Source organism: Streptomyces sp. NPDC048288, from assembly GCF_043201555.1.
Lineage (GTDB): Bacteria > Actinomycetota > Actinomycetes > Streptomycetales > Streptomycetaceae > Streptomyces.
The window spans coordinates 256,588-282,411 of the sequence record NZ_JBICZD010000005.1; the positions used below are offsets into that span (position 1 = coordinate 256,588).

The 25,824-nt window shown below is 71.5% G+C and carries 23 protein-coding genes; 9 read left to right on the forward strand and 14 right to left on the reverse strand.

The annotated features are described in order from the left end of the window. Positions 1-7 precede the first annotated feature (7 nt). On the reverse strand, positions 8-1,384 hold the full coding sequence (locus ACGFZS_RS19905) for an NAD(P)/FAD-dependent oxidoreductase (RefSeq protein WP_393796206.1): 1,377 nt from the start codon (positions 1,382-1,384) through the stop codon (positions 8-10). A 249-nt stretch (positions 1,385-1,633) separates the two neighbouring features. On the opposite strand from ACGFZS_RS19905, the gene ACGFZS_RS19910 reads away from it, so the two are divergent. Next, positions 1,634-2,443: a methyltransferase domain-containing protein gene (locus tag ACGFZS_RS19910; RefSeq protein ID WP_393796207.1), complete on the forward strand. Its 810-nt coding sequence runs from the start codon at positions 1,634-1,636 to the stop codon at positions 2,441-2,443. A gap of 13 nt (positions 2,444-2,456) precedes the next feature. Here ACGFZS_RS19910 and ACGFZS_RS19915 read toward each other — a convergent pair whose 3' ends face one another. From ACGFZS_RS19915 to ACGFZS_RS19950, 8 genes are all read right to left on the reverse strand, one after another. Beyond that, entirely contained in the window at positions 2,457-2,888 is a 432-nt protein-coding gene (locus ACGFZS_RS19915) for an ATP-binding protein (protein ID WP_365690969.1), read from the reverse strand. A gap of 121 nt (positions 2,889-3,009) precedes the next feature. Next, a complete protein-coding gene (locus tag ACGFZS_RS19920; protein ID WP_393796208.1) occupies positions 3,010-4,914 on the reverse strand; it encodes an AMP-dependent synthetase/ligase in 1,905 nt (634 codons plus the stop codon). A 129-nt stretch (positions 4,915-5,043) separates the two neighbouring features. Then, a complete protein-coding gene (locus tag ACGFZS_RS19925; RefSeq protein WP_393666746.1) occupies positions 5,044-6,132 on the reverse strand; it encodes a glutamate--cysteine ligase in 1,089 nt (362 codons plus the stop codon). Positions 6,133-6,238: 106 nt separating this feature from the next. Then, a complete protein-coding gene (gene glgB / locus ACGFZS_RS19930; RefSeq protein ID WP_393796209.1) occupies positions 6,239-8,443 on the reverse strand; it encodes a 1,4-alpha-glucan branching enzyme in 2,205 nt (734 codons plus the stop codon). Between the two features lie 4 nt (positions 8,444-8,447). Continuing rightward, positions 8,448-9,824, reverse strand: a complete 1,377-nt coding sequence (locus tag ACGFZS_RS19935) for a maltokinase (RefSeq protein ID WP_393796210.1) — start codon at positions 9,822-9,824, stop codon at positions 8,448-8,450. 45 nt (positions 9,825-9,869) lie between these two features. Further along, positions 9,870-11,606, reverse strand: coding sequence for a maltose alpha-D-glucosyltransferase (gene treS, locus ACGFZS_RS19940; protein ID WP_393796211.1), 1,737 nt, complete (start codon positions 11,604-11,606; stop codon positions 9,870-9,872). Continuing rightward, positions 11,603-13,588 (reverse strand): alpha-1,4-glucan--maltose-1-phosphate maltosyltransferase, encoded by a 1,986-nt coding sequence (locus ACGFZS_RS19945; RefSeq protein WP_393796212.1) that lies wholly within the window; start codon positions 13,586-13,588, stop codon positions 11,603-11,605. Before ACGFZS_RS19945 ends, treS begins: the two co-directional genes overlap by 4 nt. Before the next feature lie 95 nt (positions 13,589-13,683). Beyond that, a complete protein-coding gene (locus tag ACGFZS_RS19950; RefSeq protein ID WP_393668072.1) occupies positions 13,684-13,977 on the reverse strand; it encodes a DUF5133 domain-containing protein in 294 nt (97 codons plus the stop codon). A 305-nt stretch (positions 13,978-14,282) separates the two neighbouring features. Between ACGFZS_RS19950 and ACGFZS_RS19955 the strand changes: the two genes are divergently transcribed. Both ACGFZS_RS19955 and glgX read left to right on the forward strand, forming a co-directional pair. After that, positions 14,283-14,786 (forward strand): pep a2, encoded by a 504-nt coding sequence (locus ACGFZS_RS19955; RefSeq protein ID WP_393547668.1) that lies wholly within the window; start codon positions 14,283-14,285, stop codon positions 14,784-14,786. A gap of 23 nt (positions 14,787-14,809) precedes the next feature. Further along, positions 14,810-16,933 (forward strand): glycogen debranching protein GlgX, encoded by a 2,124-nt coding sequence (gene glgX, locus ACGFZS_RS19960; protein ID WP_393796213.1) that lies wholly within the window; start codon positions 14,810-14,812, stop codon positions 16,931-16,933. Positions 16,934-17,052: 119 nt separating this feature from the next. Here glgX and ACGFZS_RS19965 read toward each other — a convergent pair whose 3' ends face one another. Then, positions 17,053-17,865, reverse strand: coding sequence for a VOC family protein (locus tag ACGFZS_RS19965; RefSeq protein WP_393796214.1), 813 nt, complete (start codon positions 17,863-17,865; stop codon positions 17,053-17,055). Positions 17,866-17,993: 128 nt separating this feature from the next. On the opposite strand from ACGFZS_RS19965, the gene ACGFZS_RS19970 reads away from it, so the two are divergent. Next, a complete protein-coding gene (locus tag ACGFZS_RS19970) occupies positions 17,994-18,311 on the forward strand; it encodes an ANTAR domain-containing protein (protein WP_365682049.1) in 318 nt (105 codons plus the stop codon). A 3-nt stretch (positions 18,312-18,314) separates the two neighbouring features. On the opposite strand, the gene ACGFZS_RS19975 is transcribed toward ACGFZS_RS19970, so the two are convergent. Then, a complete protein-coding gene (locus ACGFZS_RS19975; protein WP_393796215.1) occupies positions 18,315-19,106 on the reverse strand; it encodes an RNA polymerase sigma factor SigF in 792 nt (263 codons plus the stop codon). Between the two features lie 282 nt (positions 19,107-19,388). Here ACGFZS_RS19975 and ACGFZS_RS19980 point away from each other — a divergent pair, with 282 nt between their 5' ends. The 4 genes from ACGFZS_RS19980 (at position 19,389) to ACGFZS_RS19995 (ending at position 22,210) form a co-directional block, all read left to right on the forward strand. Further along, positions 19,389-19,844, forward strand: a complete 456-nt coding sequence (locus tag ACGFZS_RS19980; RefSeq protein WP_393796216.1) for a MarR family winged helix-turn-helix transcriptional regulator — start codon at positions 19,389-19,391, stop codon at positions 19,842-19,844. Beyond that, positions 19,841-20,668 (forward strand): ATP-binding cassette domain-containing protein, encoded by an 828-nt coding sequence (locus tag ACGFZS_RS19985; RefSeq protein ID WP_365682043.1) that lies wholly within the window; start codon positions 19,841-19,843, stop codon positions 20,666-20,668. The genes ACGFZS_RS19980 and ACGFZS_RS19985 overlap by 4 nt, the downstream gene beginning before the upstream one ends. After that, entirely contained in the window at positions 20,628-21,482 is an 855-nt protein-coding gene (locus ACGFZS_RS19990) for an ABC transporter permease (RefSeq protein ID WP_365682041.1), read from the forward strand. The genes ACGFZS_RS19985 and ACGFZS_RS19990 overlap by 41 nt, the downstream gene beginning before the upstream one ends. Before the next feature lie 197 nt (positions 21,483-21,679). After that, positions 21,680-22,210, forward strand: coding sequence for a hypothetical protein (locus ACGFZS_RS19995; protein ID WP_393796217.1), 531 nt, complete (start codon positions 21,680-21,682; stop codon positions 22,208-22,210). A 138-nt stretch (positions 22,211-22,348) separates the two neighbouring features. On the opposite strand, the gene hemC is transcribed toward ACGFZS_RS19995, so the two are convergent. From hemC to ACGFZS_RS20010, 3 genes are all read right to left on the reverse strand, one after another. Then, positions 22,349-23,284, reverse strand: a complete 936-nt coding sequence (gene hemC / locus ACGFZS_RS20000; protein WP_355727802.1) for a hydroxymethylbilane synthase — start codon at positions 23,282-23,284, stop codon at positions 22,349-22,351. A gap of 150 nt (positions 23,285-23,434) precedes the next feature. Beyond that, positions 23,435-24,211 (reverse strand): NPP1 family protein, encoded by a 777-nt coding sequence (locus ACGFZS_RS20005; protein WP_365682037.1) that lies wholly within the window; start codon positions 24,209-24,211, stop codon positions 23,435-23,437. 110 nt (positions 24,212-24,321) lie between these two features. Next, positions 24,322-25,245 carry an ATP-dependent DNA ligase gene (locus ACGFZS_RS20010; protein WP_393796218.1) on the reverse strand — a complete coding sequence of 308 codons (924 nt, stop codon included), beginning with the start codon at positions 25,243-25,245 and terminating at the stop codon, positions 24,322-24,324. Between the two features lie 118 nt (positions 25,246-25,363). On the opposite strand from ACGFZS_RS20010, the gene ACGFZS_RS20015 reads away from it, so the two are divergent. After that, complete coding sequence (locus ACGFZS_RS20015; protein WP_393796219.1) at positions 25,364-25,645, forward strand: DUF6191 domain-containing protein; 282 nt, start codon at positions 25,364-25,366, stop codon at positions 25,643-25,645. Positions 25,646-25,824: the final 179 nt, after the last annotated feature.

The window sequence follows — 25,824 nt, forward strand, 5'->3', positions numbered from 1 at the left end:
CTCTGCGTCACGCGGTCGGGCCGGCGGGGCCCTCGGCGCGCGCCCGGACCTGCTCCGGGGTCAGATAGGTGTCCGTGTACTCGAAGTCCTTGAGCCGGGCGGGCTTGCGGGCCTGGAAGCCCGTACGGACGAAGTCGTCACCCGCGAGCGCGTTCAGCAGCCAGTTGGTCGCGACCCGGGTCTTGGCCACGTTGGTGCGCAGCGCCGACCAGTGGTAGCCGCGGGCCACCGCCTGGGCGGCCACCCCGCGCAGTTCGATGCCGAGCGGCTTGGACACCGCGTCCTTGCCGCCGAGGTCCACCACCAGCCCCAGGTCCCTGTGCACGTACGGGTGGAGCGGTTCGCCCCGCAGGGTCGCGATGACGTTGTCGGCGACCGCCTTGCCCTGCCGCATGGCGTGCTGCGCGGTCGGCGGGCAGACCGCGCCCGCCTCGTCCTTCGCCTTGTCCGGTACGGCGGCCGCGTCGCCGAGCGCGAACACCCCGTCGTGGCCGGGCAGGGTCATCTCGGCGTTCACCGCGAGGCGCCCGCGGACCGTCTCCGCGCCCAGGGTGGCGATCAGCGGGCTGGCGACCACCCCGGCCGTCCAGATCAGCGTGTGGGTGGGCACCACCCGCCCGTCGGTGAAGGTGACTTCCTCGGGTCCCGCCTTCTCGATCGACACCCCCAGGGAGACGTCGATGCCGCGCCGGGCCAGGATCTCCTGGGCGCTGCGGCCGAGTTTGTCCCCGAGCTCCGGCATCAGCTTCGGGGCGATGTCGATCAGATGCCACTTGATCAGCTTCGGGTCGAGGTTCGGATAGCGGTGGAGCGCGGCATGGGTGAGCTTCTGCAGACAGGCCGCCGTCTCGGTGCCCGCGTAGCCGCCGCCGACCACCACGAACTGCAGCCGCGCGGCCCGTTCGGCCGGGTCGTCGCTGGCGTCGGCCAGGTCGAGCTGGGAGATCACGTGGTCGCGGATGTAGGCGGCCTCGGCCAGGGTCTTCATCCCGAAGGCGTGCTCGGTGAGACCGGGGATGTCGAAGGTGCGGGTGACACTGCCCGGGGCCAGCACGATGTAGTCGTACCGCTCGTTGACGAGCTGGTCGGTTATGGAGCGGACCACGCACACCTTGGACTTCAGGTCCACGCCGATCGCGCCGCCCGGGATGATCCGGGTGCGGTACCGCTTGCTGCGGCGCAGCGAGACGGCGATCGACTGCGGCGTCAGCACACCCGAGGCGACCTGCGGCAGCAAGGGCAGATAGAGCTGGTAGGAGGTCGGCGACACCAGGGTGAGGTCGGCCTCGTCGGGGGCGAGCCTGCGCTCCAGCCGGCGCACGCACCCCACTCCGGCGAAGCCAGCGCCCACCACCAGGATCCTGGGTCGTGTCACGGTGTCCATCCCTTTCCGCTGCTCCGGGCCGTCCGGCTCGACGCCGTTCGCATGCCCCGGAACGCTTGCCTCGCACCACATCGATCCCACCGTGCCCGAAGCCGTTCCGCCAGCCGGGCGGCGCAGCCAGACGAACGCGTGGGCTCCAGCATGCCCCTGGAACGCCCTCAGAAACCGGGTGTCGCACAGATATGCGGCGGACTCGCGTCCGGTTCGAGGCCGCCCGCGGCGATCACCTACGCCAGTAGAGTGCGCGCCATGGCGCAGACCCAGCCCGGAACGGGCTTCCAGAAGCGGCACATCGACCCCGACCGCGTGGCCCCGCTGGTGGGTGCCCTGGACAGCCAGGACGCCAATCCGGGCGTACGACGGCTGCGCGCCTGGGCCGAGGAGGCGCTGGCGGTCCGGCCCGGCGAGCGCGTCCTCGACATCGGCTCCGGAACCGGCTCGCAGACCCGGGTGCTGGCCGCCGCCGTCGGCTTGGACGGGGTCGCGATCGGCATCGAGCCCAACCCGGGGCTGCGCGCGGTCGCCGAGGAGCGCTCCGCGGACAGCCGGGTCCGCTACACGGAGGGCGACGCGCTCGCCCTGCCGCTGCCCGACGGCTCGGTGGACGTCGTCTGGTGCGAGCGGGTGCTGCAGCACCTCCCCGAGCCAGGCAAGGCGGTCTCCGAGATGGCCCGGGTGCTGCGCCCCGGCGGCCGGGTGGCGCTCCTGGACACCGACTGGGGGACCACGATCCTGCACCCCGGCGACCCGGAGGTGGTGCGCGCCCTCACCTCGGCCGTCCTCAACGGCGCCAACCCCTGCTCGGGCCGCCGGCTCGTCGGACAGCTCAGCACCGCCGGGTTCGTGGTCGACGACCGCGGCTCGCAGGCCCTGCTCCAGGACCACCGCTCGGTCGCCTGGCCGGTGATCCGCATGCTCGGCGAGTCCGCGGTCCGCACCGGAGGCCTCACCGAGGAGCGCCGGGACGCCCTGTACACCGAACTCGCCGAGGCCGCCGAGCAGGGCGCGCTGCACATGTCGGTGACGATGTTCGGGGTGGTCGCGCACCGGCCCGCGTGACCGTGCCCGGCGCTCACCAGGGCAGGAAGGCGTGGACGTCCTTGCCGTCGTCGGTGAGGACCACGCTGACCTGGTCGCACAGCGTGTGCAGCAGGTGCCAGCCGACACCGCCCCCGCCCCGCTGCGGATGGAACGGCCGTGGCTCGGGCCGCACCCGGCTGCTGTCGTGCACGGTGACATGCACACCGTCGTACGTGCGGCGCATCCGCAGCTCGAAGGGCCCCGGCGCGTACTGGACCACATTGGCGGCCAGCTCCGTCACGACCAGCAGGATGTCGTCCCAGCTCTCGGGGACGGTGGGCGGCGCGGCCCGGGCGAGGTCGGCGAGGTAGCCGTCGGCGGCGAGCCGGGCGCCGGTCACATTGCGCAGCTCGCCCGGGAAGGCGACCGTACGCTCGAAGGTCTCCTCCACCGGTGGTCTGCCCCGTCGTGGCCCGGTCGCCATCTCGCCTTCCCCGGTCCGGGTGCGTGGGCGCTGGTCGTCCGCGCGCCGTGGGCTGTCGTCGTCGCTCATCGGCTCTCACCGCGACGAGTTCCCAGCGACCGGCCCGATACCCCTGATCCGCTCAGCGGAACACGTTGTCCGAGTCGTCCCAGTCGGCCGGGTCGGGCGGGCCCGGCCGGCGGACCGCGTGCGAGCGGGCCTGGTACATGGCGTCGATCTCGGCGGCGTAGTGCCCCGCTATCGCGTCCCGGCGCAGCTTCATCGACGGCGTCAGCATCCCGTTGCCCGGGGCGAACGGTTCCTGGAGCACCCGGTAGACCCGGATCGACTCGGAGCGGGACACCACGCTGTTGGCGGAGGCGATGGCCCGGGCGATCTCCTCGCGCAGCGCGTTCTCCTCCCGGGCCTCCCGCCCGGGCGAGTCGCCCGAGACCGCCAGGCCGCCGCGCCAGTGGGCCAGGAAGTCCGGGTCCAGGGTGATCAGCGCGCCCACACAGGGCCGGTCGTCGCCGACGACCACCGCCTGGTGCACGAGCGGATGCATCCGCAGCCGCTGCTCCAGCGGGGCCGGGGCCACGCTCTTGCCGCTGCTGGTGATGATGATGTCCTTCTTGCGGCCCGTGATGGTCAGATAGCCCTCGGAGTCGAGCCGCCCGATGTCCCCGGTGGCCAGCCAGCCGCCGCGCAGCGCGGCCCGGGTCGCGTAGTCGTCACCGACGTACCCCTGGAACACGGACGGCCCGCGCACCAGGATCTCGCCGTCGTCGGCCACCTGGATCTGGGTGCCCGGCAGGGCCTGGCCCACCGTCCCCGACTTCTCCCGGCCCAGCGGCTGCATGGTGATCCCGCCGCTGGACTCGGTCAGGCCGTAGCCGTCGTGGACGTACATCCCGATGCCCTCGTAGAACAGGGTCAGTTCACGGCTGAGCGAGGAGCCGCCCGAGGTGGCCCGCAGCACCCGGCCGCCGAGCGCCCCGCGCAGCTTGCGGTACACCGTCCGCTCGTACAGGGCGTGTTGCAGCCTGAGGTCGAAGCCCGGGCCCGCCCCGGTGCCCAGCCGCTGCCGTTCCTGGGCGGCGGCGAAGTCCCGCGCGGTCTCCGCGGCCCGCTCGAACAGGACCCCCCGGCCGTGCTGCTGCGCGGTGCGCAGGAACGTCTTGTACAGCTTCTCCAGCACCGACGGCACGGCGTACAGATAGGTCGGCCGGAAGGTGCCCAGCGCCGCGGCCAGCGCGTTCTCGGACATCTCCGGCTCGTGGGCCATCAGGATCCCGCCGCGCAGGCACAGCACCATCACCATCAGGCCGTACACGTGCGAGAACGGCAGGTAGGCCAGCACGGAGGCCTGTTCGCCCGGGCGCGCGGCGGTGTGCCCCCAGCCCGCGAGCAGGGTGTCGCACGGGTACGCAAGACCGCGGTGGCTCAGCGCGCAGCCCAGCGGGCGGCCCGAGGTGCCGGAGGTGTAGGTGATGGCCGCGGTCGAGTCCGGCATCACGATCCGGCGCAGCGACTCCACCGTGGTCAGCGGGACGTACAGGCCCTTCTCCACCAGCTCGGGCAGGGCCCCCGCGTCCAGCTGCCACACGTGTCTGAGCCCGGGCAGGCTCTCGCAGACGGTGCCGACGGTCATCACCGCCTTGTCGTCCTCGACCACCACGGCCACGCAGCGGGCGTCCCGCAGGATCCACTCGACCTGGTCCCGGGAGGACGTCGGATGGATCGGGACGACCTCGGCCCCCACCGACCAGAGGGCGAGGCACAGGACCGTCCACTCGTAGCGGGTCCGCGCCATCACGGCCACCCGGTGTCCCGGCGAGATCCCCGATGCGATCAGGCCCTTGGCCAGATCGACCACCTCGTCCCGCAGTTCGACCGCGGTGATCTCCTCCCAGCCCGCGGGGGCGCCCTCGGGCCGGCGCGCCAGCACCGGCAGGGTGGGGTTCCGGTCCGCCGTCTCGAAGACGCTGTCGGCGAGCCCGCCGGTCAGGGTCGAAGCGGTCGTCGGAGCGAGGGCGTAGTCGCGCATGCACTGCTCCTGGATGTACGGAGGGTGACCCTCCCGATCGGTACTGTTGTCGACGCGGGTCGAATCTAGCCCAGGTGAGCACGGCCCGTGTCGGGAACGGTCAACTCGTTTCCACCTGATGACAAGAGGTCAGCCCTGGGTACGGCGCACACACGCGACGACGACGTCCCGCAGGCTGCCGGTGCGCTCCAGGAACCCCCGCTGCTCGCGGGCGCCGGTACCCCTGTGCAGCAGCTGTGCGACGGCCTCCTCGACGAGGCGCGCGTCTCCGCTGTCGGCGAGCGCCTCCGCCGTGTGCGCCACCAGCGCGCGCACCACGTCGACCGCGGGCCGCGGCCGCATGGTCGCGGGATCGAGCAGCTCCTGGTCCAGCCCGGAGCGGGCGGCCTGCCAGGACGCCAGCCGGAGCATGCTCACGCTGTGGTCGAGCGGCGGCCGGCCCGCCCGCCAGTCCCGGGCGGCCGTCTCCACCAGGGCGCGGGCCAGCGTGGCCACGAGGACGGTGGTGTCGGCCCGCAGGCACACGTCCGCCACCCTGATCTCCACCGTCGGGTAGCGCACGGACAGCCGGGCGTCGAAGTACACCATCCCCGCGTCGAGGATGACCTCGCTGGCCACCATGTCCGCGACCCGCCGCCGGTACCCCTCGGCCGACCCGAACAGCTCGGTCGGCCCCGCCGACGGGCCGCGCGCCCACAGCCGGCTGCGGTAGCTGGCGTAACCGGAGTCCCGGCCCTGCCAGAACGGCGAGTTGGCGCTGAGCGCCCGCAGTACCGCCAGCCAGGGCCGCAGCCGGTCCAGGACGGCGACGCCCTCCTCGGCGGACTCCACCGCCACATGCACATGGCAGCCGCAGACGAACTGGTCCAGCGTGGCGGTCCCGAACCGCCCGGCCATCCACCGGTACCGCTCGTGCGCGCTGAGCGCGGGGGTGACCGGCAACGGGCAGGTGGCGAGCGCCGCGACCGCGCAGCCGATCTCACCGGCGAGCCGCGCCGCCTCCTTGCGGCAGCGCAGGATCTCGGCGCCCAGGTCCGTCATGTCCCGCTGCGGAGTGGTGGCGAGCTCCAGCATCTGCCCGAACAGCTCCTTCTGGAACACCACCTGCCCGGGATCGTCCCGGGCCGCACGGTCGACGACGGCCGCCGACCCGGGCATCGGCTCCCCGGTGTCCGGGTGGACCAGCAGGACCTCTTCCTCCACTCCGACGGTACGCAGCACTGGAGACCGCCCTCCGGCCGGGCCGCGACCGGGCGCGGCGGGGTCTTTCATCCCGGACTGCCCGGACCCGGGCGCGGAAACACGTTCCGGTGCCGTCGGCGGGCTAGGGGACGACGGGCTCCAGCCACACCGTGGCGAGCGGCGGCAGCGTCAGCCGGAGAACGCCGTCGTCGGCCAGCAGTGGTCCCCGGCCGACGACGTCCCCGCCGCCGTAGCGCGCGCTGTCCGTGTTGAGGATCTCCTGCCAGACGGGCGCCCCCTTGGGCACGCCCAGCCGGTAGCCGGGACGGACCACGGGGGAGAGGTTGGAGACCGCCAGCAGGGGCCGGGCCTCGGCATCGAACCGCAGAAAGGCGAAGACGTTGTCCTCGGCCGCGTCCCCGAGGACCCACTGGAAGCCCGCCGGATCGGTGTCGCGCTGCCACAGGGCCGGGCGGGTGCGGTAGACGGAGTTGAGATCGCGGACCAGATCCCGGACACCCCGGTGGTCGGCCTCGGCGCCGTACCCGGGGTCGAGCAGCCACCAGTCCGGGCCGTCGGCCTCCGACCACTCACCGCCCTGGGCGAACTCCTGACCCATGAAGAGCAGTTGTTTGCCGGGATGGGCCCACATGAAGCCCAGATAGGCGCGGTGATTGGCGCGTTGCTGCCACCAGTCCCCGGGCATCTTCGAGACCAGCGAGCGCTTGCCGTGCACGACCTCGTCGTGGGAGATGGGCAGGACGTAGTTCTCGCTGTACGCGTAGACCATCGAGAACGTCATCTCGTCGTGGTGGTACTTGCGGTGCACCGGCTCGTGCGCCATGTACTCCAGCGAGTCGTGCATCCACCCCATGTTCCACTTCAGCCCGAACCCCAGGCCGCCGCTGTCCGTCGGCCGGGTCACCCCGCCCCACGCCGTGGACTCCTCGGCGATGGTCACCACACCCGGCGCCCGCCGGTACACGGTCGCGTTCATCTCCTGCAGGAACGCCACCGCGTCCAGGTCCTCGCGCCCGCCGAAGACATTCGGCGTCCACTGCCCGGAGTCCCGCGAGTAGTCCAGGTAGAGCATCGAGGCGACCGCGTCCACCCGCAGCCCGTCGATGTGGAACTCCTCGCACCAGTACACCGCGTTGGCGACCAGGAAGTTGCGCACCTCCACCCGGCCCAGGTCGAACTCGTAGGTCCCCCAGTCCGGATGCTCGGCCCGCCGCTCGTCCCCGGGCTCGTACAGCGGGTCCCCGTCGAAGCGGGCCAGCGCCCAGTCGTCCTTGGGGAAGTGGGCCGGCACCCAGTCCATGATCACGCCGAGGCCGGCCCGGTGCAGGGCGTCGATCAGGTACTTGAGGTCGTCCGGGGTGCCGAGCCGGGAGGTCGGCGCGTAGAAGCCGGTGACCTGGTAGCCCCAGGAGCCGCCGAACGGATGCTCGGCGACCGGCATGAACTCGACGTGCGTGAAACCGAGGTCGCCGGCGTACGCGGGCAGCTCCTCCGCCAGCTCGCGGTAGGTCAGGCCCGGACGCCAGGACGGCAGATGCACCTCGTACACCGAGAACGGCGCCTCGTGCACCGGGGTGTCACCCCGGTGCGCCATCCACTCCGCGTCGCTCCACTCGTACCGGGACACCGCCACGATCGACGCGGTCGCCGGCGGCACCTCCGTGCGCCGCGCCATCGGGTCGGCCTTGAGGAACCGGCCGCCGTACCGGGACGTGATCTCGAACTTGTAGCGGGCCCCCTCGCCCACCCCCGGGAGGAACAGCTCCCACACCCCGGCGGCGCCCAGTGAGCGCATCGGGTACTGCGTGCCGTCCCAGCAGGTGAAGTCCCCGGCCACCCGCACCCCCTGGGCGTTCGGCGCCCACACCGTGAACCGGGTCCCGGCCACCCCGTCCAGGGTCATCGGCTCCGCACCGAGCGCCTTCCACAGCTGCTCGTGCCGCCCCTCCCGGATCAGATGCAGGTCCAGCTCACCCAGCGCGGGCAGGAAGCGGTACGGGTCGTGCACCTCCTGCTCGCCGTCCCCGTACGCGACGAGGAAGGTGTACGAGGGGACCTCGGCGTACGGCAGCACGGCCGCGAACAGCCCGTCGTCCTCCGGCGCCAAGGGGCTGCGCACCCCGTCGGCCAGCACGCTCACGGCACGGGCCTGCGGGCGCAGCGCGCGGAAGAGGACGCCGCCGTCCACGCGGTGGGCGCCGAGCAGGGCGTGCGGATCGTGGTGGGCGCCCGCCAGCAGCCGCCCGCGGTCGCCGGGGTCCAGGGGCGGAGCCGTGGGACGGGAGGGACCCGAGGGCTCGGGGAGCGAAGAGTCACGCAGGGCCATCAGGTCAGCCTCCCCAGCGGGCGAGCCGCTCGATCGCGGCCATCGGAACCGGAAGCCAGGCCGGCCGGTGCCGGGCCTCGTACACCACCTCGTACACCGCGCGGTCCGTCTCATGGGCACGCAGCAGCGCGTGTTTCTTGCGCGGATCCCAGCCGGCCCGCGCAGCGTATCCCGCGCAGTACGCCTCCCGGCAGCGGCTGGCCCACTCCGGGCGCCAGGGACGGCGCTGCCGGGCCGCGTAGTCGAAGGACCGCAGCATGCCGGCCACGTCCCGCACCGGGGACTGGTTGCCGCGCCGCTCGGCGAGCGGCCGGGACGGCTCGCCCTCGAAGTCGATCACGAACCACTCCCGGTCCGCCCGCAGCACCTGGCCGAGATGCAGATCGCCGTGGACGCGCTGGGCGAGCGGCCCCGCGGCACAGGTGGCGAGCGCGTCGAACGCGCCCCGCAGCCCCGGCACGAACGGCCGCAGCGCAGGCACCGCGTGCGCGGCCGCGGCCAGCCGTACCGACATCGCCTCGGCGGTCCGGCCGTGTTCGTCGCGGACGGCGGACGGGAACGCGGCGGCGAGCGCGAGATGCACCTCGGCGGTGGCCCGGCCCAGCTCGTGCGCCTCGGTGGCGAAGTCGTCCCCCTGCGCGAGCGCGCGCAGGGCGAGGGTCCAGCCGTCGGCCGCGTCCGGCAGGAAGGGCTGCAGCACCCCGAGGGTTGCCGGGATGGGCTCGGTGGTGCGGAACCAGGCCACCGGCGCGGGCACCCGGGCACAGCCCTGCGCGGCCAGCGCCCCCGGCACCTCCAGGTCCGGGTTGATGCCCGGCTGGATCCGCCGGAACACCTTGAGAATGTAGGAGTCGCCGTACACCAGCGAGGAGTTGGACTGCTCGGCGTCCAGCAGCCGGGGCGCGAGTCCGCCGGGTATCCGGGCATCCGGGGCGGCCTCGAAGTGCAGCGGGCCCGCGGTGCCGGGCATCCGCAGCCGCTCCAGGAGCATCCTGGCCGCGTCGGGGTCGTGCAGGGCGTCGTAGACCGCGAGCCCGGCCAGCGGACCCTCCTCGGCCCGGCCTATGTACGCCCGCTCCAGCCGGGGCGTGCGCTGTTCGCGTACCGAGAGCAGGAGTTGGTAGCAGTCACCCGACGGCGAGGAGCCGCCGCCGTCGGAGTGGTCGGCGTGGACGAGCAGATGCAGACAGCCGGGGAAGAGCTCGGTCAGGGACAGCACGGACAGCTCCGTGACGGGCCGGTCCTTGCCCGCGAACCAGCGCTGCCGGGGCAGCCAGTCGCGCAGCATCCCGCCCAGCGAGGCCAGCGAGGCCGGCGGCCGGTCGAGGCCCGCCGCCGTGCTCCGCCCCGGCAGTCGGGGGAGGTCAACGGTCTTCGTCATGGTGAGGCGTCCTTTCCTCGGCTCGGCACGCTGGATTCCGCACGCTCAGCTCCGACTGCCGATGCGGGAGGCGGCCCGGGAGAGCCGGAACCAGTAGAAGCCGTGCCCCGCGAGGGTGAGCAGATACGGCAGTTCACCGATCGCGGGGAAGCGCACGCCGCCGATCAGCTCGACCGGATGCCGGCCGTCGTACATCCGCAGATCGAGTTCCGTCGGCTGCGCGAACCGCGAGAAGTTGTGCACGCACAGGACCAGGTCGTCCCCTTCTTCCCCTGACAGGGGAGCCTCCCGCAGGAACGCGATCACCGCCGGATTGGAGGACTGCAGCTCCGTGAACGTCCCCAGCCCGAAAGCGGGGTTCTGCTTGCGGATCTCGATCATGCGGCGGGTCCAGTGCAGCAGCGAGGACGGCGACGACATGGACGCCTCGACGTTGGTGACCTGGTAGCCGTAGACGGGATCCATGATGGTCGGCAGGTACAGCCGCCCCGGGTCGCAGGTCGAGAAGCCGGCGTTGCGGTCCGGCGTCCACTGCATGGGGGTGCGGACGGCGTCGCGGTCGCCGAGCCAGATGTTGTCGCCCATGCCGATCTCGTCGCCGTAGTAGAGGATCGGCGAGCCGGGCAGGGAGAGCAGCAGGGCGGTGAAGAGTTCGATCTGGTTGCGGTCGTTGTCGAGGAGGGGGGCGAGGCGGCGGCGGATGCCGATGTTGGCGCGCATCCGTGGGTCCTTGGCGTACTCGGCCCACATGTAGTCGCGTTCCTCGTCGGTGACCATCTCCAGGGTCAGCTCGTCGTGGTTGCGCAGGAAGATGCCCCACTGGCAGCCGGACGGGATCGCGGGGGTCTTGGCGAGGATTTCCGAGACCGGGTAGCGGGACTCCCTCCGTACGGCCATGAAGATCCTTGGCATCACGGGGAAGTGGAACGCCATGTGGCACTCGTCCCCGCCCTTGGCGTAGTCGCCGAAGTAGTCGACGACGTCCTCCGGCCACTGGTTCGCCTCCGCCAGCAGCACCACGTCCGGGTACATCGCGTCGATCTCCTTGCGGACCCGCCTGAGGAACTCATGGGTGGGCGGCAGGTTCTCGCAGTTGGTGCCCTCCTCCGCGTACAGATACGGCACCGCGTCCAGCCGGAACCCGTCGATGCCCAGGTCCAGCCAGAACCGCAGAGCCGCCAGGACCTCCTCCTGCACCGCCGGGTTCTCGTAGTTGAGGTCCGGCTGGTGGGAGAAGAAGCGGTGGAAGTAGTACTGCCCGCGTACGGGATCGAAGGTCCAGTTGGAGACCTCGGTGTCGACGAAGATGATCCGCGCGTCCTGGTACTGCTTGTCGTCGTCGGCCCACATGTAGTAGTCGCCGTACGGCCCGTCGGGGTTCTTGCGGGACTCCTGGAACCAGGGGTGCTGGTCGCTGGTGTGGTTCATGACGAAGTCGATGATGACGCGCATGCCGCGCTGGTGGGCGGCGTCGACGAACTCCACGAAGTCGGCGAGGTCACCGAACTCGGGCAGCACGGACGTGTAGTCCGCGACGTCGTAACCACCGTCCCGCAGCGGCGACTTGAAGAACGGGGGCAGCCAGAGGCAGTCGACGCCGAGCCACTGCAGGTAGTCGAGCTTGGCGGTCAGGCCCTTGAGGTCGCCGATGCCGTCGCCGTCGCTGTCGTGGAAGGAGCGGACCAGGACCTCGTAGAAGACGGCGCGTTTGAACCAGTCGGGATCCCGGTCCTTGGCAGGTGTGTCCTCGAAGGTGTCCGGGACGGGGTCGTTGACAGTCATGACGCGCTGGGTCCTCCGTTCGCTGGGGTCGGTCGCTCTACCTGGAGCACATGCGCCGGAGTCCGGCCGGGGGTGAGGCGCACATAGGTGGTCCTGCCCCATGCGTAGGCCTCACCCGTCAGTTCGTCCCGCACGGACAGGACGGAGTTCCAGTCCAGGCCGAGTCGCGGCATGTCCAACGAGACCGTGGCCTCCTGGGTGTGGTGGGGGTCGAGGTTGACGACCACCAGAACCGTGTCCGACCCGGTGCGCTTGCTGTACGCGATGACGGAGTCGTTGTCCGTGTGATGGAAGGTCAGATTGCGCAGCTGCTGGAGCGCGGGGTGGCGGCGGCGGAGGGTGTTGAGGCGGGTGATGAGGGGGGCGATCCCGGTCGTCTCGGCCTGTGCCCAGTCGCGGGGCTTGAGCTGGTACTTCTCGGAGTCGAGGTACTCCTCGCCGCCTTCCCTGAGCGGGGTGTTCTCGCAGAGTTCGTAGCCGCTGTAGATGCCCCAGGTGGGGGAGAGGGTGGCGGCGAGCACGGCGCGGGCCTCGAAGGCGGGGCGGCCGCCGTGCTGGAGGTAGGCGTGCAGGATGTCCGGCGTGTTCGCGAAGAAGTTCGGCCGCATCCAGGCGGCCGACTCGCCGGACAACTCCGTGAGGTACTCGGTGAGTTCCTGCTTGGTGTTGCGCCAGGTGAAGTACGTGTACGACTGCTGGAAGCCGATCTGGGCGAGGGTGTGCATCATCGCGGGGCGGGTGAACGCCTCGGCGAGGAAGATCACGTCCGGGTCGGCCGTGTTGATCTCGGCGATGACCCGCTCCCAGAACACCACCGGTTTGGTGTGCGGGTTGTCGACGCGGAAGATCCGCACCCCGCAGGACATCCAGTGCCGCAGCACCCGGACCGTCTCGGCGATCAGGCCGTCCAGGTCGGCGTCGAAGGCGATGGGGTAGATGTCCTGGTACTTCTTCGGCGGGTTCTCGGCGTAGGCGATGGTGCCGTCGGGCCGGTGGTGGAACCACTCCGGGTGCTTCTCCACCCAGGGATGGTCCGGCGAGCACTGCAACGCGAAGTCCAGCGCGATCTCCAGGCCGTGGCGGCCCGCCTCCGACACGAACCACCGGAAGTCCGCGAGCGTCCCCAGGTCCGGATGGATGGCGTCGTGCCCGCCCTCGGGGGAACCGATGGCCCAGGGCACGCCCACGTCCTGCGGATCCGGGGTGAGGGTGTTGTTGCGGCCCTTGCGGAAGGTGGTTCCGATGGGGTGGATCGGTGGCAGGTAGACGACGTCGAAGCCCATGTCCGCGATCGGCTTCAGCCGGCGGGCCGCCGTGCGGAACGTGCCGTGCGGCCGCTCAGGTGTCCCCTCCGACCGCGGGAAGAACTCGTACCAGGAGCCGTACAGGGCGCGCTCGCGCTCGACGAGCAGCGGCAGCGGCTCGGAGGCGGTGACCAGCTCCCGCAGCGGATGCCGGGCCAGGATCTCGTCCACCTCGGGGGCCAGCGCCCGGGCCAGCCGGGTGTGCACGGGGCGGGAGTCGTCGCCCAGGGCCCGGGCCGCCGCCAGTACCCGCTCGCGGTCCGGTCCCGCGGGGACTCCGGCCGCCGCGCGCTCGTACAGCTCGGCGCCCTCCTCCAGGACCAGGCCGGTGTCGATGCCCGCCGGGATCTTGATCCGGGCGTGCCGCAGCCAGGTGGTGAGCGGGTCGCTCCAGGCCTCCACGTGGAAGGTCCAGCGGCCCGGCGCGTCCGGGGTGACCTCGGCGCCCCAGCGGTCGGTGCCCGGGACCAGTTCCCGCATCGGCGTCCACGGGCCGCGGCGGCCCGCGGGGTCGCACAGCACCACGTCGGCGCCGACGGCGTCATGACCCTCACGGAAGACGGTGGCGGTGACCTGGAAGGTCTCGCCGGGGACCGCCTTCGCCGGACGCCCGCCGCCCTCCACGGCCGGCCGGACGTCACGCACCGGAACGCGGCCGATGGCCTCCGTCGTCTTCATGGGTCTCACCTCCGCCGTGCGCGGAGCCGGGCCCGGCTCCGCGGTCCGTAGTGCGCCGGAAGACCGGTGTCTTCCCGCGGGGTCCGCCTGCGGTGTCACTGCCGCGCGGAACGCCGGTCCACGGGCGGGCCCGGCCGGATCTTTCCGCTCAGCTGGGGCCGTTCCGACTGTTCCCGCACATAGGTGACGAGGCTGGTGCGCAGATAGCGCTCGGCCGCGTCCACCGCCTCCCGGGCGCAGCGCTTGCCCATCAGGACGCACAGCGTGTAGCCCGAGTCCTCGAAGGTGGACCGCACCTCGCGGTCGTGCGGCGAGGCGAGCATGACGCGCTCCCACGCCCGGTAGCGCCGCAGCTGCCGGGCCACCTCGGCCTTCGCGGGTAGCAGCATGGCCGTGTCTTTCCTTCCGACGCTCTCGAGTGGGCACGTGTCCCCGGTGTTCGGGGGAGCGTCCGGGCACGGAGAGGCACGGAGCCGTTACGGCGAATCGAGGCTTTCACTCATGGTGCATGTCCGATGACCGAGCGTCTTGTTGGATCTTCAACCACCCCGTGCGGCTCTCGTGTTGCACGAATGGCGTAGCGCCCCCACAGTGAAGGTGACTCAGGAGCGATCAGCGCTCACGCTGCGCGTCCGGAACCGATTTCCGGAGGGGTTGGGGGAGCGGGAGCTTCGCGGGTGAGGAGCTAGCGACAATGAAGACCGCAGTGCCCTGCTACTACCACCTCGACGTGGAGGTCAGCCCGGAACGGGTGGGACAGGTCAGCCGCATACTGGCCGCACATCTCCGCTACTGGGACCTCGACAACCTCGTGGACCCGGTCTGCGGCGGCGCGGAACTGCTGCTGCGCGCCATCGATCAGCACGCCACGGACAAGCACACGTCCATCGAGATGTGGTGGAACGGCCAGCACCTCATCACCGCGATCGGCGACGACGACCGCGATCTGCGTCCGGACCAGGACCTTCGCTCGTGTCTGGCGCACATCGCCGCCATGAGCGACGGCTGGGGCTGCTGTGCCTCGGACACCGGCAGCAAGATCATCTGGTTCTCGCAGCGGGCCCGGTCCGGCGAGCGTGTCCCGCTGGTCCCGACCGGACCGGAGCCGCGCCTGCGCCGCACGCTCCGGGTGCCCCGCACCGAGCCCGTCGCCCGATTGGCCGCGGCCGCCGACGGCGTCCTGGAGGGCGCCCGGTGACGGCGAGGAAATCCTGGAAAGGGGTGCCCGTGTGGAGCGGGCACCCCTACCCGTTGGGCGCCTCCTTCGACGGACAGGGCACCAACTTCGCCCTGTTCAGCGAGGTCGCCGAGCACGTCGAACTGGTCCTGGTGAACGACGCCGGGACCCAGCGGCCGGTGCCGCTGAACGAGGCCGACGGCTTCGTCTGGCACGCCTACCTGCCCGGGATCGGTCCCGGGCAGCGCTACGGCTACCGGGTGACCGGCCCCTGGGACCCGTCCCTCGGCCACCGCTGCAATCCCGCGAAGCTGCTCCTGGACCCGTACGCCCGGGCGGTCGACGGCCAGATCGACAACCACGCCTCCCTCTACGAGCGCACCCCCGGCGGGCCGTCACCGGCCGACAGCTCGGGGCACTCCATGCTCGGCGTGGTCACCGACCCGTACTTCGACTGGGGCGACGACCGCCCGCCCCGGCGGCCGTACGCCGACTCGGTGATCTACGAGGCGCATGTCCGCGGCCTCACCGCCACCCATCCGGAGGTACCCGAACGGCTCAGGGGCAGCTACGCCGGTCTCGCGCACCCGGCGGTCCTGGACCACCTGACCTCGCTGGGCGTCACGGCGGTCGAGCTGATGCCGGTCCACCAGTTCGTGCAGGACGGGGTGCTGCAGGACCGGGGCCTGTCCAACTACTGGGGCTACAACACCATCGGCTTCTTCGCCCCGCACAACGCCTACGGCGCCTTCGGCACCCGGGGCCAGCAGGTCAACGAGTTCAAGGCGATGGTGAAGGCGCTGCACGCGGCCGGCCTCGAAGTCATCCTCGACGTGGTCTACAACCACACCGCCGAGGGCAACGAGATGGGGCCCACGCTGTCCTTCCGTGGCATCGACAACGCGTCCTACTACCGCCTCGTCGACGGCGACTGGGCGCACTACTACGACACCACCGGCACCGGGAACAGCCTGCTGATGCGGCATCCCCACGTACTCCAGCTGATCATGGACTCGCTGCGGTACTGGGTGACCGAGATGCATGTCGACGGCTTCCGCTTCGACCTCGCGGCCACGCTGGCGCGGCAGTTCCACGAGGTGGACCGGCTCTCGGCGTTCTTCGACCTGATCCAGCAGGACCCGGTGATCAGCCGGGTCAAGCTCATCGCCGAACCCTGGGACGTGGGGGAGGGCGGCTACCAGGTCGGAAACTTCCCGCCGCTGTGGTCGGAGTGGAACGGCAAGTACCGGGACGCCGTACGGGACTTCTGGCGGGCCGAGCCGGGTTCGCTCGGCGAGTTCGCCTCCCGGCTGACCGGCTCCTCCGACCTGTACCAGCACAGCAGGCGGCTGCCGCGGGCGAGCGTCAACTTCGTCACCGCGCACGACGGCTTCACCCTGCGCGACCTGGTGTCGTACAACGACAAGCACAACCAGGCCAACGGCGAGGGCAACCGGGACGGCGAGAGCCACAACCGGTCCTGGAACTGCGGCGCAGAGGGCGAGACCACCGACCCCGGCGTCCTCGAACTCCGGGCCCGCCAGCAGCGCAACTTCCTCGGCACGCTGCTGCTCTCGCAGGGCATCCCGATGCTCGGCCACGGCGACGAATTCGGCCGCACCCAGGGCGGCAACAACAACGCCTACTGCCAGGACAACGAGGTCTCCTGGACCGACTGGGAACTGACCGGGGAACAGCGGGCCCTCACGGACTTCACCCGGTACGTCATCGCACTGCGCGCCGCCCATCCCGTGCTGCGCCGGCGCCGGTACTTCCGCGGCGAGACCGCCGTGCACCCCGGGCAGCCGCTGCCCGACCTGGTCTGGCTGCTGCCCGACGCCCGCGAGATGACCGACCGGGACTGGCAGCGCCCCGACGCCCACTCGGTCGGCGTCTTCCTCAACGGCGACGCCATCGCCGAACGGGACCCCTACGGCCGGCGCCTGATCGACGACTCGTTCCTGCTGCTGCTCAACAGCCACTGGGAACCGGTCGACTTCCGGCTGCCCGACGACTCCTACGGCGACCACTGGACGACCCTCATCGACACCGCCGACCCCGACGGCATCCCCGACGAACGCGAACACAAGGCGGGCACCAGGCTGCGCGTCGAGGCCCGCAGCATGGTGGTGCTGACCCGGCCGTCCCGCGAGGAGGGCGGGAACTAGCGGGAGCCCGGGGCCGTCCGGCGGATCGTGCGGCGGACGCGGGGTCCGCTGCCGCCGACGCGGGGTCCGGCAGGGCGTCCTCCGCCGCCTCGCGGCCGGACGCCCCGGACCCCGCCCGCCTAGCCGACAGGGCGCGTCATCACCGTGAACTGCGCCCCGTCCGGGTCGCGCAGGATCGCCTCCGTGTCCTTCTCGCTCAGGACGCTGCCGCCGTGCTTCTCGGCCGTGCGGGCGCACTCCTCGATGTCGCTGACCGCGAAGTGGATCTGCCAGTGCGGCCGTACCGACGGATCCGGGGCCGCCTCCACCGCACCGGAGTCGATCCGCGCCACGGCGTCACCGCGGCTGCGCAGCACGACCTCGCCGCCCTCGTACTCGACCTCGCAGCAGCCCCGCCGGTCGGAGGCCCAGCCGAGCACCTCGCCGTAGAAGATCGCCGAGTCGAAGGCGTTGCGGGTGTGCAGCCGGATGAAGGTCGGGGCGGCCCGGCGCCAGATCTCCCAGTTGGAGACCAGCTCGCCCTCCCAGATACCGAAGACGGCGCCGTCCCGGTCGGCGATCAGCGCCGCCCGGCCGGGCGGGAAGGAGAGCGGCCCCACCGCCGGGGTACCGCCGCGCTCGCGGGCCCGGGCGACGGCCTCGTCCGCGTCCTGGACGGCGAAGTACGGTGTCCAGGCCACCGCCATCTGCCACATCGAGGCGACCGCGGCGATGCCCGCCACCGGCACCCCGTCCGCCAGCGCGATCCGGAAGTGGTCCCCGAGCCGGACGCTGCGCCATCGCCAGCCGAGCACGGCGCTGTAGAACTCCTCGGTCGTCTGGAGGTCGCGGCTGGTCAGGCTCACCCAGCACGGAGCCCCGAAGACCGAGTGCGTGGAGACGACCTCTCGCTTCTTGGGCACGGGACCGGGGGGAGGCGTGTCGTTGTTCATGGCACTCGCGTCCTGGTGTCGGGGCCGGCGTGGGGGACCGGCCTGACACCAGTCTCCAACCGGAAGCGGCAGGAACGCCTGGCGAGTACCCCGGTGGCAGGAGGTCATTCGAGTGACACGATGGGGGGATGGGCGAGAGCGAGCCGGACCGGATCCTCCACCTTCAGGACGAGGTCGACCAGCTCAAGGAAGCCGTCGCCTCCCATGCCGTGGTGGACCAGGCCATCGGGATGGTGGTCGCGCTCGGCCGGGTCACGCCCGACGAGGGCTGGGAGGTGCTCAAGGAGGTCTCCCAGCACACCAACATCAAGCTGCGCAACGTCGCGGAGCTGATCCTGGTCTGGGGGCGCACCGGGGACATGCCGGACGAGATCCGCACGGAGCTGGGGGAGGCGCTGGAGCGCTACGGCCCCACCCAGATCCCCGGCGCGCCGCCCGTCGGGTGAGCCTCAGCCGGCCTCGGCCAGCAGCTCCTCGCGCAGCCGGTCGAAGCAGGTGCTGAGCAGCCGGGACACATGCATCTGCGAGATGCCCAGCTGCTCGGCGATGCGGCTCTGCGTCATACCGCGGAAGAACCGCAGATAGAGGATGAGCCGGTCGCGCTCGGGCAGGCCCGCGAGACAGGGCCGGACGGCGGTGCGGTCGACGACCAGGTCGTAACCGGAGTCGGTGTCGCCCAGGGTGTCGCAGAGCGCGTAACCCTCGCCGCCGGGCACCTCGGCGTCCAGGGACAGCGCCGAGAAGCAGTCCAGGGCCTCCATGCCGGTGCGCACCTCGCTCTCGGTGAGCTGCGCCCGCTCGGCGATCTCGGCGACGGTGGCCGTGTGGCCCGGGGTCGTCTGGCCCAGTTCCTTCAGGGCGGCCCGGACCCGGTTGCGCAGCTCCTGGACCCGGCGGGGGACGTGCAGGGTCCACATGTGGTCCCGGAAGTGGCGCTTGATCTCACCGGTGATCGTCGGCACGGCGTACGCCTCGAAGGCGCGGCCGCGGGCCGGGTCGTAGCGGTCGACGGCCTTCACCAGTCCCAGCGCGGCGACCTGGTAGAGATCCTCCAGGGTCTCGCCACGGCCGCGGAAGCGGATCGCGATCCGCTCGGCCATGGGCAGCCAGAGTTCGACCAGCTCGTCCCGCAGCGCCCGGCGCCGCGGGCCCTCGGGCAGCCCGGCCAGCCGGGCGAAGCCCTCGGCCGTGTCCGGAGCGTCGTCGTGCGGATGGGACGTGGGTTTGCAGGTGGCACCCATGGGCGCGCACCTCCCTCAGCGGGTGCTGGTGGACGGACACCGTGGGAGGAACGCGCTCGGACCCTGGGGAGGACACGGGGCGACCGGCGAAAGCCGGCTCCCACGCGGGTGCCTCCGGTCCGAAGCACTGCCCTCCGGATGCCCCGGGACGGACATAGCGAAACAATTCACTCGAAAAGGTGAGATGCATCTCATTTGGTCCGCCCGTCCGGTCCGCCCGCGTATCGCTCCTTGACCCTCCCTTGGGGGCGATACCTCTGTAGCAGAGGTAATATTCGGGGTGTGGAATCGGAGACCTTTCCGGAAGAACTGGCCGACGCGCTGGTCGGCATCCAGCGGCTGATCCGCCGCCGGCTGCGGCGCGGGCGCCCGTTGCCCCGGCTGCGCGGCGCCGAGGTGGAGCTGCTGCGCCTGGTCGAATCGCGGCCCGGGATCGGCATCTCGGACGCGGCCAAGGAGCTGTACCTGGCGGGCAACTCGGTGTCGACGCTGGTCAACCGGCTGGTCAAGGACGGATACCTGCTTCGGGAGACGGACCCGGCCGACCGGCGGGCCGCCCGGCTGCTGCTGACCGACTCCGCCGCCCAGCGCCTCGCCGACTGGCGCCGGCGCCGCTCCGAACTCGTCGCCGGCCAGGTCTCCCGGCTCGACGAGGCCGATCGGGAAGCGCTGAGAGCGGCGCTTCCCGCACTGCGCAGACTGGCCGTCGCCCTGCACGAGGAGGCTGAGGAAACATGACGCCGGACACCCCCGCCGTCGACTGCACCGGGCTTGCCTACTCCTTCGGGGAGACCCGGGCCGTGGACGGGCTCGACCTGACCGTCGGCGAGGGCGAGGTCTTCGGACTGCTCGGCCCCAACGGCGCCGGCAAGACCACCGCCATCCGCTGCATCACCACCCTGCTCCCCGTCCCCGCCGGCATGGTCCGCGTCTTCGGCCACGACTCCGGCCGGGAACGGATGGCCGTCCGCCGGCTGCTCGGCTACGTCCCGCAGCAGCTGTCCGCCGACAGCGGGCTCACCGGACGCGAGAACGTCGCCCTGTTCGCCCGCGTCTTCGACGTCTCCCGGCGCGAACGCGCCGAACGGGTCGCGCAGGCGCTGGCCGCCGTCGACCTCACCGACGCCGCCGACCGGCTCGCCGGCACCTACTCCGGCGGCATGATCCGCCGCCTCGAACTGGCCCAGGCGCTGGTCAGCGCGCCCCGGCTGCTGATTCTCGACGAGCCCACCATCGGCCTCGACCCGATCGCCCGCACCAGCGTGTGGGACCAGATCAACGCCGTACGCGAAGCCACCGGTATGACCGTCCTGGTCACCACCCACTACATGGACGAGGCCGATCAGCACTGCCACCGGGTCGGCCTGATGCACCGCGGCCGCATCCGCGCCCTCGGCACCCCCACCGAGCTCCGGCAGGGCCTCGCCGAACGCCAGGGCACCGAGACCCTGCCCACCCTCGAAGACGTCTTCCGCGACGTGGCCGGCAGCGGCCTCGACGAGCAGTCAGGAGGTTTCCGCGATGTCCGAAGCACCCGCCGCACCGCGCACCGCGTCGGCTGAGCGCACCGGACCGGTGTCCCTGCTGCTGACCCCGCCCCAGCCGCGCTCCGGCTGGCGGCTGCTGCCCGCCCGGGTCGTCGCCATGTGCGCCGTGGAACTCCAGAAGCTCCGCCACGACCGCACCGAGCTCTACACCCGGGCGATCCAGCCCGCCCTCTGGCTGCTGATCTTCGGCCAGACCTTCACCCGGATCAAGGCGATACCCACCGGCGGCATCCCCTACGTCGACTACCTGGCGCCCGGCATCATCGCCCAGTCCGCGATGTTCATCGCCATCTTCTACGGCATCCAGATCATCTGGGAGCGCGACGCCGGCGTCCTCAACAAACTCCTCGTCACCCCGACCCCGCGCTCCGCCCTCATCACCGGCAAGGCCTTCGCGGCCGGGGTGAAGTCCCTGATCCAGGCCGTCGTGGTGATCGTCATCGCCGCCATCCTCGGGGTCTCCCTCACCTGGAACCCGCTGAAGCTGCTCGGGGTGGGGCTGGCCGTCGTCCTCGCCTCCGCCTTCTTCTCCTGCCTGTCGATGAGCATCGCGGGCATCGTCCTCAGCCGCGACCGGCTGATGGGCATCGGGCAGGCGATCACCATGCCGCTGTTCTTCGCCTCCAACGCCCTCTACCCTGTGGCGATCATGCCCGGCTGGCTGCAGGTGGTCAGCAAGATCAACCCCCTGAGCTACCAGGTCGACGCCCTGCGCGGCCTGTTGCTCGGCACACCCGCGCATCTAGGCCTCGACTTCGCGGTGCTGGCGGTCGCCGCCGCCCTCGGCATCACCGCGGCCTCCTCGTTGCTCGGCCGTCTGGCCCGCTGATCCCGCCGAGGGCGGGACGGCACCGACGTGATGTGCGGCACGCGGCTCCCTCCCGCCCCGAAGGCCCCGGGAGGGATAACCGCTGCGCAACGCTTGATCAGCGATCAAAGCGGGCGAATGCCCTGGCCACAGCGCATTCCACTCATTTGACAGTGCGCTCGGCGCACAGATAAACAGCGGGGGTCGAGAGGGGCACTGTGTACGAGCCGAACGTGGTCGGGGACTGGCACGAGTACGACGAGCATGCCGGTCTGCGGGTCCGCGTCCACCGCCTGGAGGAGGCCGAGCCGCCGCGCGGCCGGGACGACGCCGCGGCCGGGCTCACCTACTTCAGTGCTCGCGTGACCATCGAGAACCGCGGCTCCGGCCACTACAGCGTCCAGCTGGAGGACGGCCAGATCGACGTCCGCCTCGGCCCCGACGGCGAGGGCGCCTTCATCGACTGGCGCAACTCCCAGTTCATCGAGGGCTTCGACGTCTACCCGCTGCGCCGGGCCACCGCCGTCCTCTACGCCGCCGGCCCGGAGGCCGCCCTCACCCAGGTCGACATCCAGATCCAGCTGCGCGTCGACGAGGAGTGGACCGACCGCCGCCTGTGGGCCGGCGGTATCGGAGTCCTGGAGTCCACCACCGCCACCACCTGCCAGACCGCCACCCCGGGCAGCCTCGCCCACCAGGTCAGCACCTTCCTCAAGGACCAGACAGAGCCCGGCCCCACCACCCCCTGAGCACCAACGCGCCCCGGTTCGCTATCTCCCCGGTTCGTTAGCGCCCCGAAGGGGCGCGGGGAACTGCGCGACCAGCCACGATGCCGCCGCAGCCGAACGACGCCCCCCGCCCCCCCCGGCGGCCCCCCCGCGGAGCGCCTAGTGGGGAATACCGTCGATGATCTCACGCGCCCCCTGCCGCAGCAGCGCCACGGCGACCGAGGTGCCCAGCGTCGCCGGGTCGAGGCGGCCCGCCCACTCGTGCGCGTTCAGCCGGGTCTTGCCGTCCGGGGTGAACACACAGGCGCGCAACGACAGCTCACCGCCGCGGTCGGCCCGGGCGAAGCCGGCGATCGGGCTGTTGCAGTGCCCCTGCAGCACATGCAGGAACATCCGCTCGGCGGTGGCCTCCCGGTAGGTGTCCGGGTCACCGAGCTCGCTCACCACGTCGATCAGCTCGCTGTCGCCCTCCCGGCACTGCAGGGCGAGGATGCCCGCTCCGATCGGCGGCATCATCGTCTCCGTGTCCAGCACCTCGCTGACCACGTCCGTACGGTCGATCCGCTCCAGACCCGCCAGCGCGAGCAGCAGCGCGTCCGCGTCCCCGGCGGCGAGCTTCTCCAGCCGGCGGTTGGCGTTGCCCCGGAACGGCACGCACTCCAGATGCGGGTGAGTGGCCGACAGCTGGGCGACCCGGCGGACCGAGGAGGTGCCGATCCGGGTGCCGGCCGGCAGCTGGTCCAGCGTCAGCCCGTCCGGGTGGACGAGGGCGTCACGGATGTCGTCCCGCTTCAGGAACGCCGCGAACACGGTCCCGGCGGGCAGCGGCCGGTCCGCCGGCACGTCCTTCACACAGTGCACGGCGAGATCCGCCTCGCCGGCCAGCAGCGCGGCGTCCACCTCCTTGGTGAACGCGCCCTTCCCCTCCACCTTGGAGAGATCGCCCAGCCACTTGTCACCGGTCGTCTTCACCGGTACGACCTCGGTGCGCACATGCGGATGGACGGCGGCCAACTCGGCACGGACACGGGCCACTTGAGCGAGCGCCATCGGTGAGTCTCGGGAGACGATACGGATCAACTCGGGCACGGACATGGGGACACGATAGACCTTCGTGACGCCCGTGGATTCCGACATCCTGTCGGTCGCCGCTCAGGGGGACGGGAACGCGCCGTCGCCCGCCGGCGCGCGGCGATCCGGGTACAGTACGCGTCCCCGAACCGCCGGCCGCCGTCCTGACCGCGGTCAGGCGTTGGGGTCGAAGGAGATGCCCGACGGCTTCGCCGAGCCGAGGTGGGAGGCGAAGCTCGCGTCCTTGAGGCCGAAGTTGGCGCTGCCGAAGTCGTAGCCGCTCAGCTTGTCGCGGATTCCGGCAGGGTAGCCGTTCCAGCCGACCAGCGGCGGGTACTGCCAGGTGCCCTTGTGGTTCTCCGGCGGTTCGTCATTGGAGTTGGCCAGCCGGAAGCAGTGGGTGCTGACGCCGTCCTTGTGGTAGACGATCTTCGCGTGGGTGCCGTCGAAGCGGACCGTGGACGCGGCGTGCACGGTGAACGAGCCGTGGTTGGACGTGGACACGTACTGGATCTGGCCGTTCTGCACCCACACCACGACATGCTCCCAGTCGTGCCGGTGCCCGCCGATGCTGCTGCCGGCTATCGCCTGGTCCTTCTCGAAGTACAGGCCGTACATGTAGGCGCACCAGCCGTTGTTGCACTTGTAGCGCGAGTAGCTGTTGGTGTTGTCGAGGTCGGAGGCGTCCCGGCACTGGCCGTTGAGCGCGCCGGTCGGGTTGAGGCCGCCGTTGACCGTGCCGTCGGGACCGATCGCGGGCGTCGAGTAGCAGCCGTCGGTGTCGTAGTCGAAGGCCGGCTGGTACGTCTTCTCGACCGTCTCGGCGTTGGCGGGCAGCGCCTGCGGCGGGGCGGCGAAGGCGGCGGCGGGGAAGGCGACGACCAGGGCGGCGGCACCGGCGAGACCGGTCAGCCATCTGCGGCGGCCGATGCGGAACGTCCGTGACGACACGGGAACCTCCAACTGCTGTGGGGAGCAAGGCGGTTCAGCTTCGCGTTCGGTCAAGGATTTGCCAAGAGGTGGTGGGCGTCCCGTCGGTGAAGCCCCGTCCAACAGTCGGTTCAGGCGAGGTCCCCGGGCAGCTCCGCCGCCGACTCCTCGGGTGCGAGGTCGGGGCGCAGCCGGTGCCAGGACGGCTGGCGCAGCAGCCCGGCCCGGGTACGGGTGCTGTAGCCGACCTCGCCGACCAGCCGGGGCAGCACCCAGCGGGCGCCCGCGACCGGCGGGACCGGGTCGAAGGGGCAGCGGTCGGTCCCGGCGGCCCGCAGCAGCGCGGCCAGTTCGGTGCGTTCGGCCTCGCTCCAGCCGGTGCCCACCCCGCCGACGTACCGCAGCCGTCCGTCGGCGGCGCGCTGGCCGACCAGCACCGCGCCGGGCAGCCCGCCGAGCCGGCCCCGACCCGGCAGCCAGCCGCCGACGATCACGTCCTCGGTGCGCATGTTCCGGATCTTGATCCAGGCGCGGGACCGCACACCCGGTTCGTACACCGAGTCCAGCCGCTTGCACACCACGCCTTCGAGACCGTTCTCCCGGGTGGCCCGCAGCGCCTCGGCGCCGTGCCCGACGACGGCCGCCGGCGTCGACCAGTACGGCCCGTCGAGGGCCAGGGACTCCAGCCGCGCCCGGCGCTCCGCGTAGGCCACCCCGAGCAGCGGGTCGCCGTCCAGGAGCAGTACGTCGAACAGCACGAGGCGGACCGGCACCCGGGTAGCCATCCGGGCCGCCCGCGCGGGGGAGTGGGCCAGCCCCATCCGGCTCTGCAGCAGCTGGAAGTCGGCCCGCCCGTGTTCGTCGAGGGCCAGTACCTCGCCGTCCAGGATCGCCGGGACCCGGCCCAGGACCCCCGCCAGCGGGCGCAGTTCGGGATACGCGGCGGTGATCTCCGCACCGGAGCGGGCGCGCAGCAGCAGACTGCCGTCCCCGGGCAGATAGACGACCGCGCGCTGGCCGTCGTTCTCCAGACTGCGAGGTGTCTCATGAGACACCGGCGGCTGAGCTGCCTCTCTTACCGCCAAGTCATTGGCTCGGCTTGCACTGGCGGTCGTACCCCGCTGGTCAGCAGACTGTCAGCACGAACCATCGGCGCCCGGAAGGCGAGAACCCTTGCTCCTTGCGACTGGCAGTGTCGTCATTTGCCTATGGCTGTTCCTCTTTACGTGGGTCGGCTGGCGGCGCAGGCATGGCGGTGGCGGAGCATCCACTGCTGAGGCGTGGGGCGAGCTCTTCCATCCGTCACAGCGACACGTGCAACAGGAGCGGGAACGCCAACTTGTTCTCCGGGACGACGCCGAATCCGGTGCACCTCCCAGCTCTGTAGACCTTGACTCCGGCAAGGCGGTTATCCGCCCCGTGCAGAGCGCCACGAGCAGGTACGACGCGCCGTAACGGTTCCCTATCCGCCTGCGCTCGACTGCCAGGAGTTCTCGGGTTCCTCCAGCCCCGTGCATCCGCTGTGTCCGCAGAAGCTGGTCGTCCCACCGGACTGTTTTCCCAGCACCAGCATGCCGGGTCCACGCCTTGGTGGCCGGCGGCCGATCAGCAGGTCGAGGTGGTTTGCTTGCCGA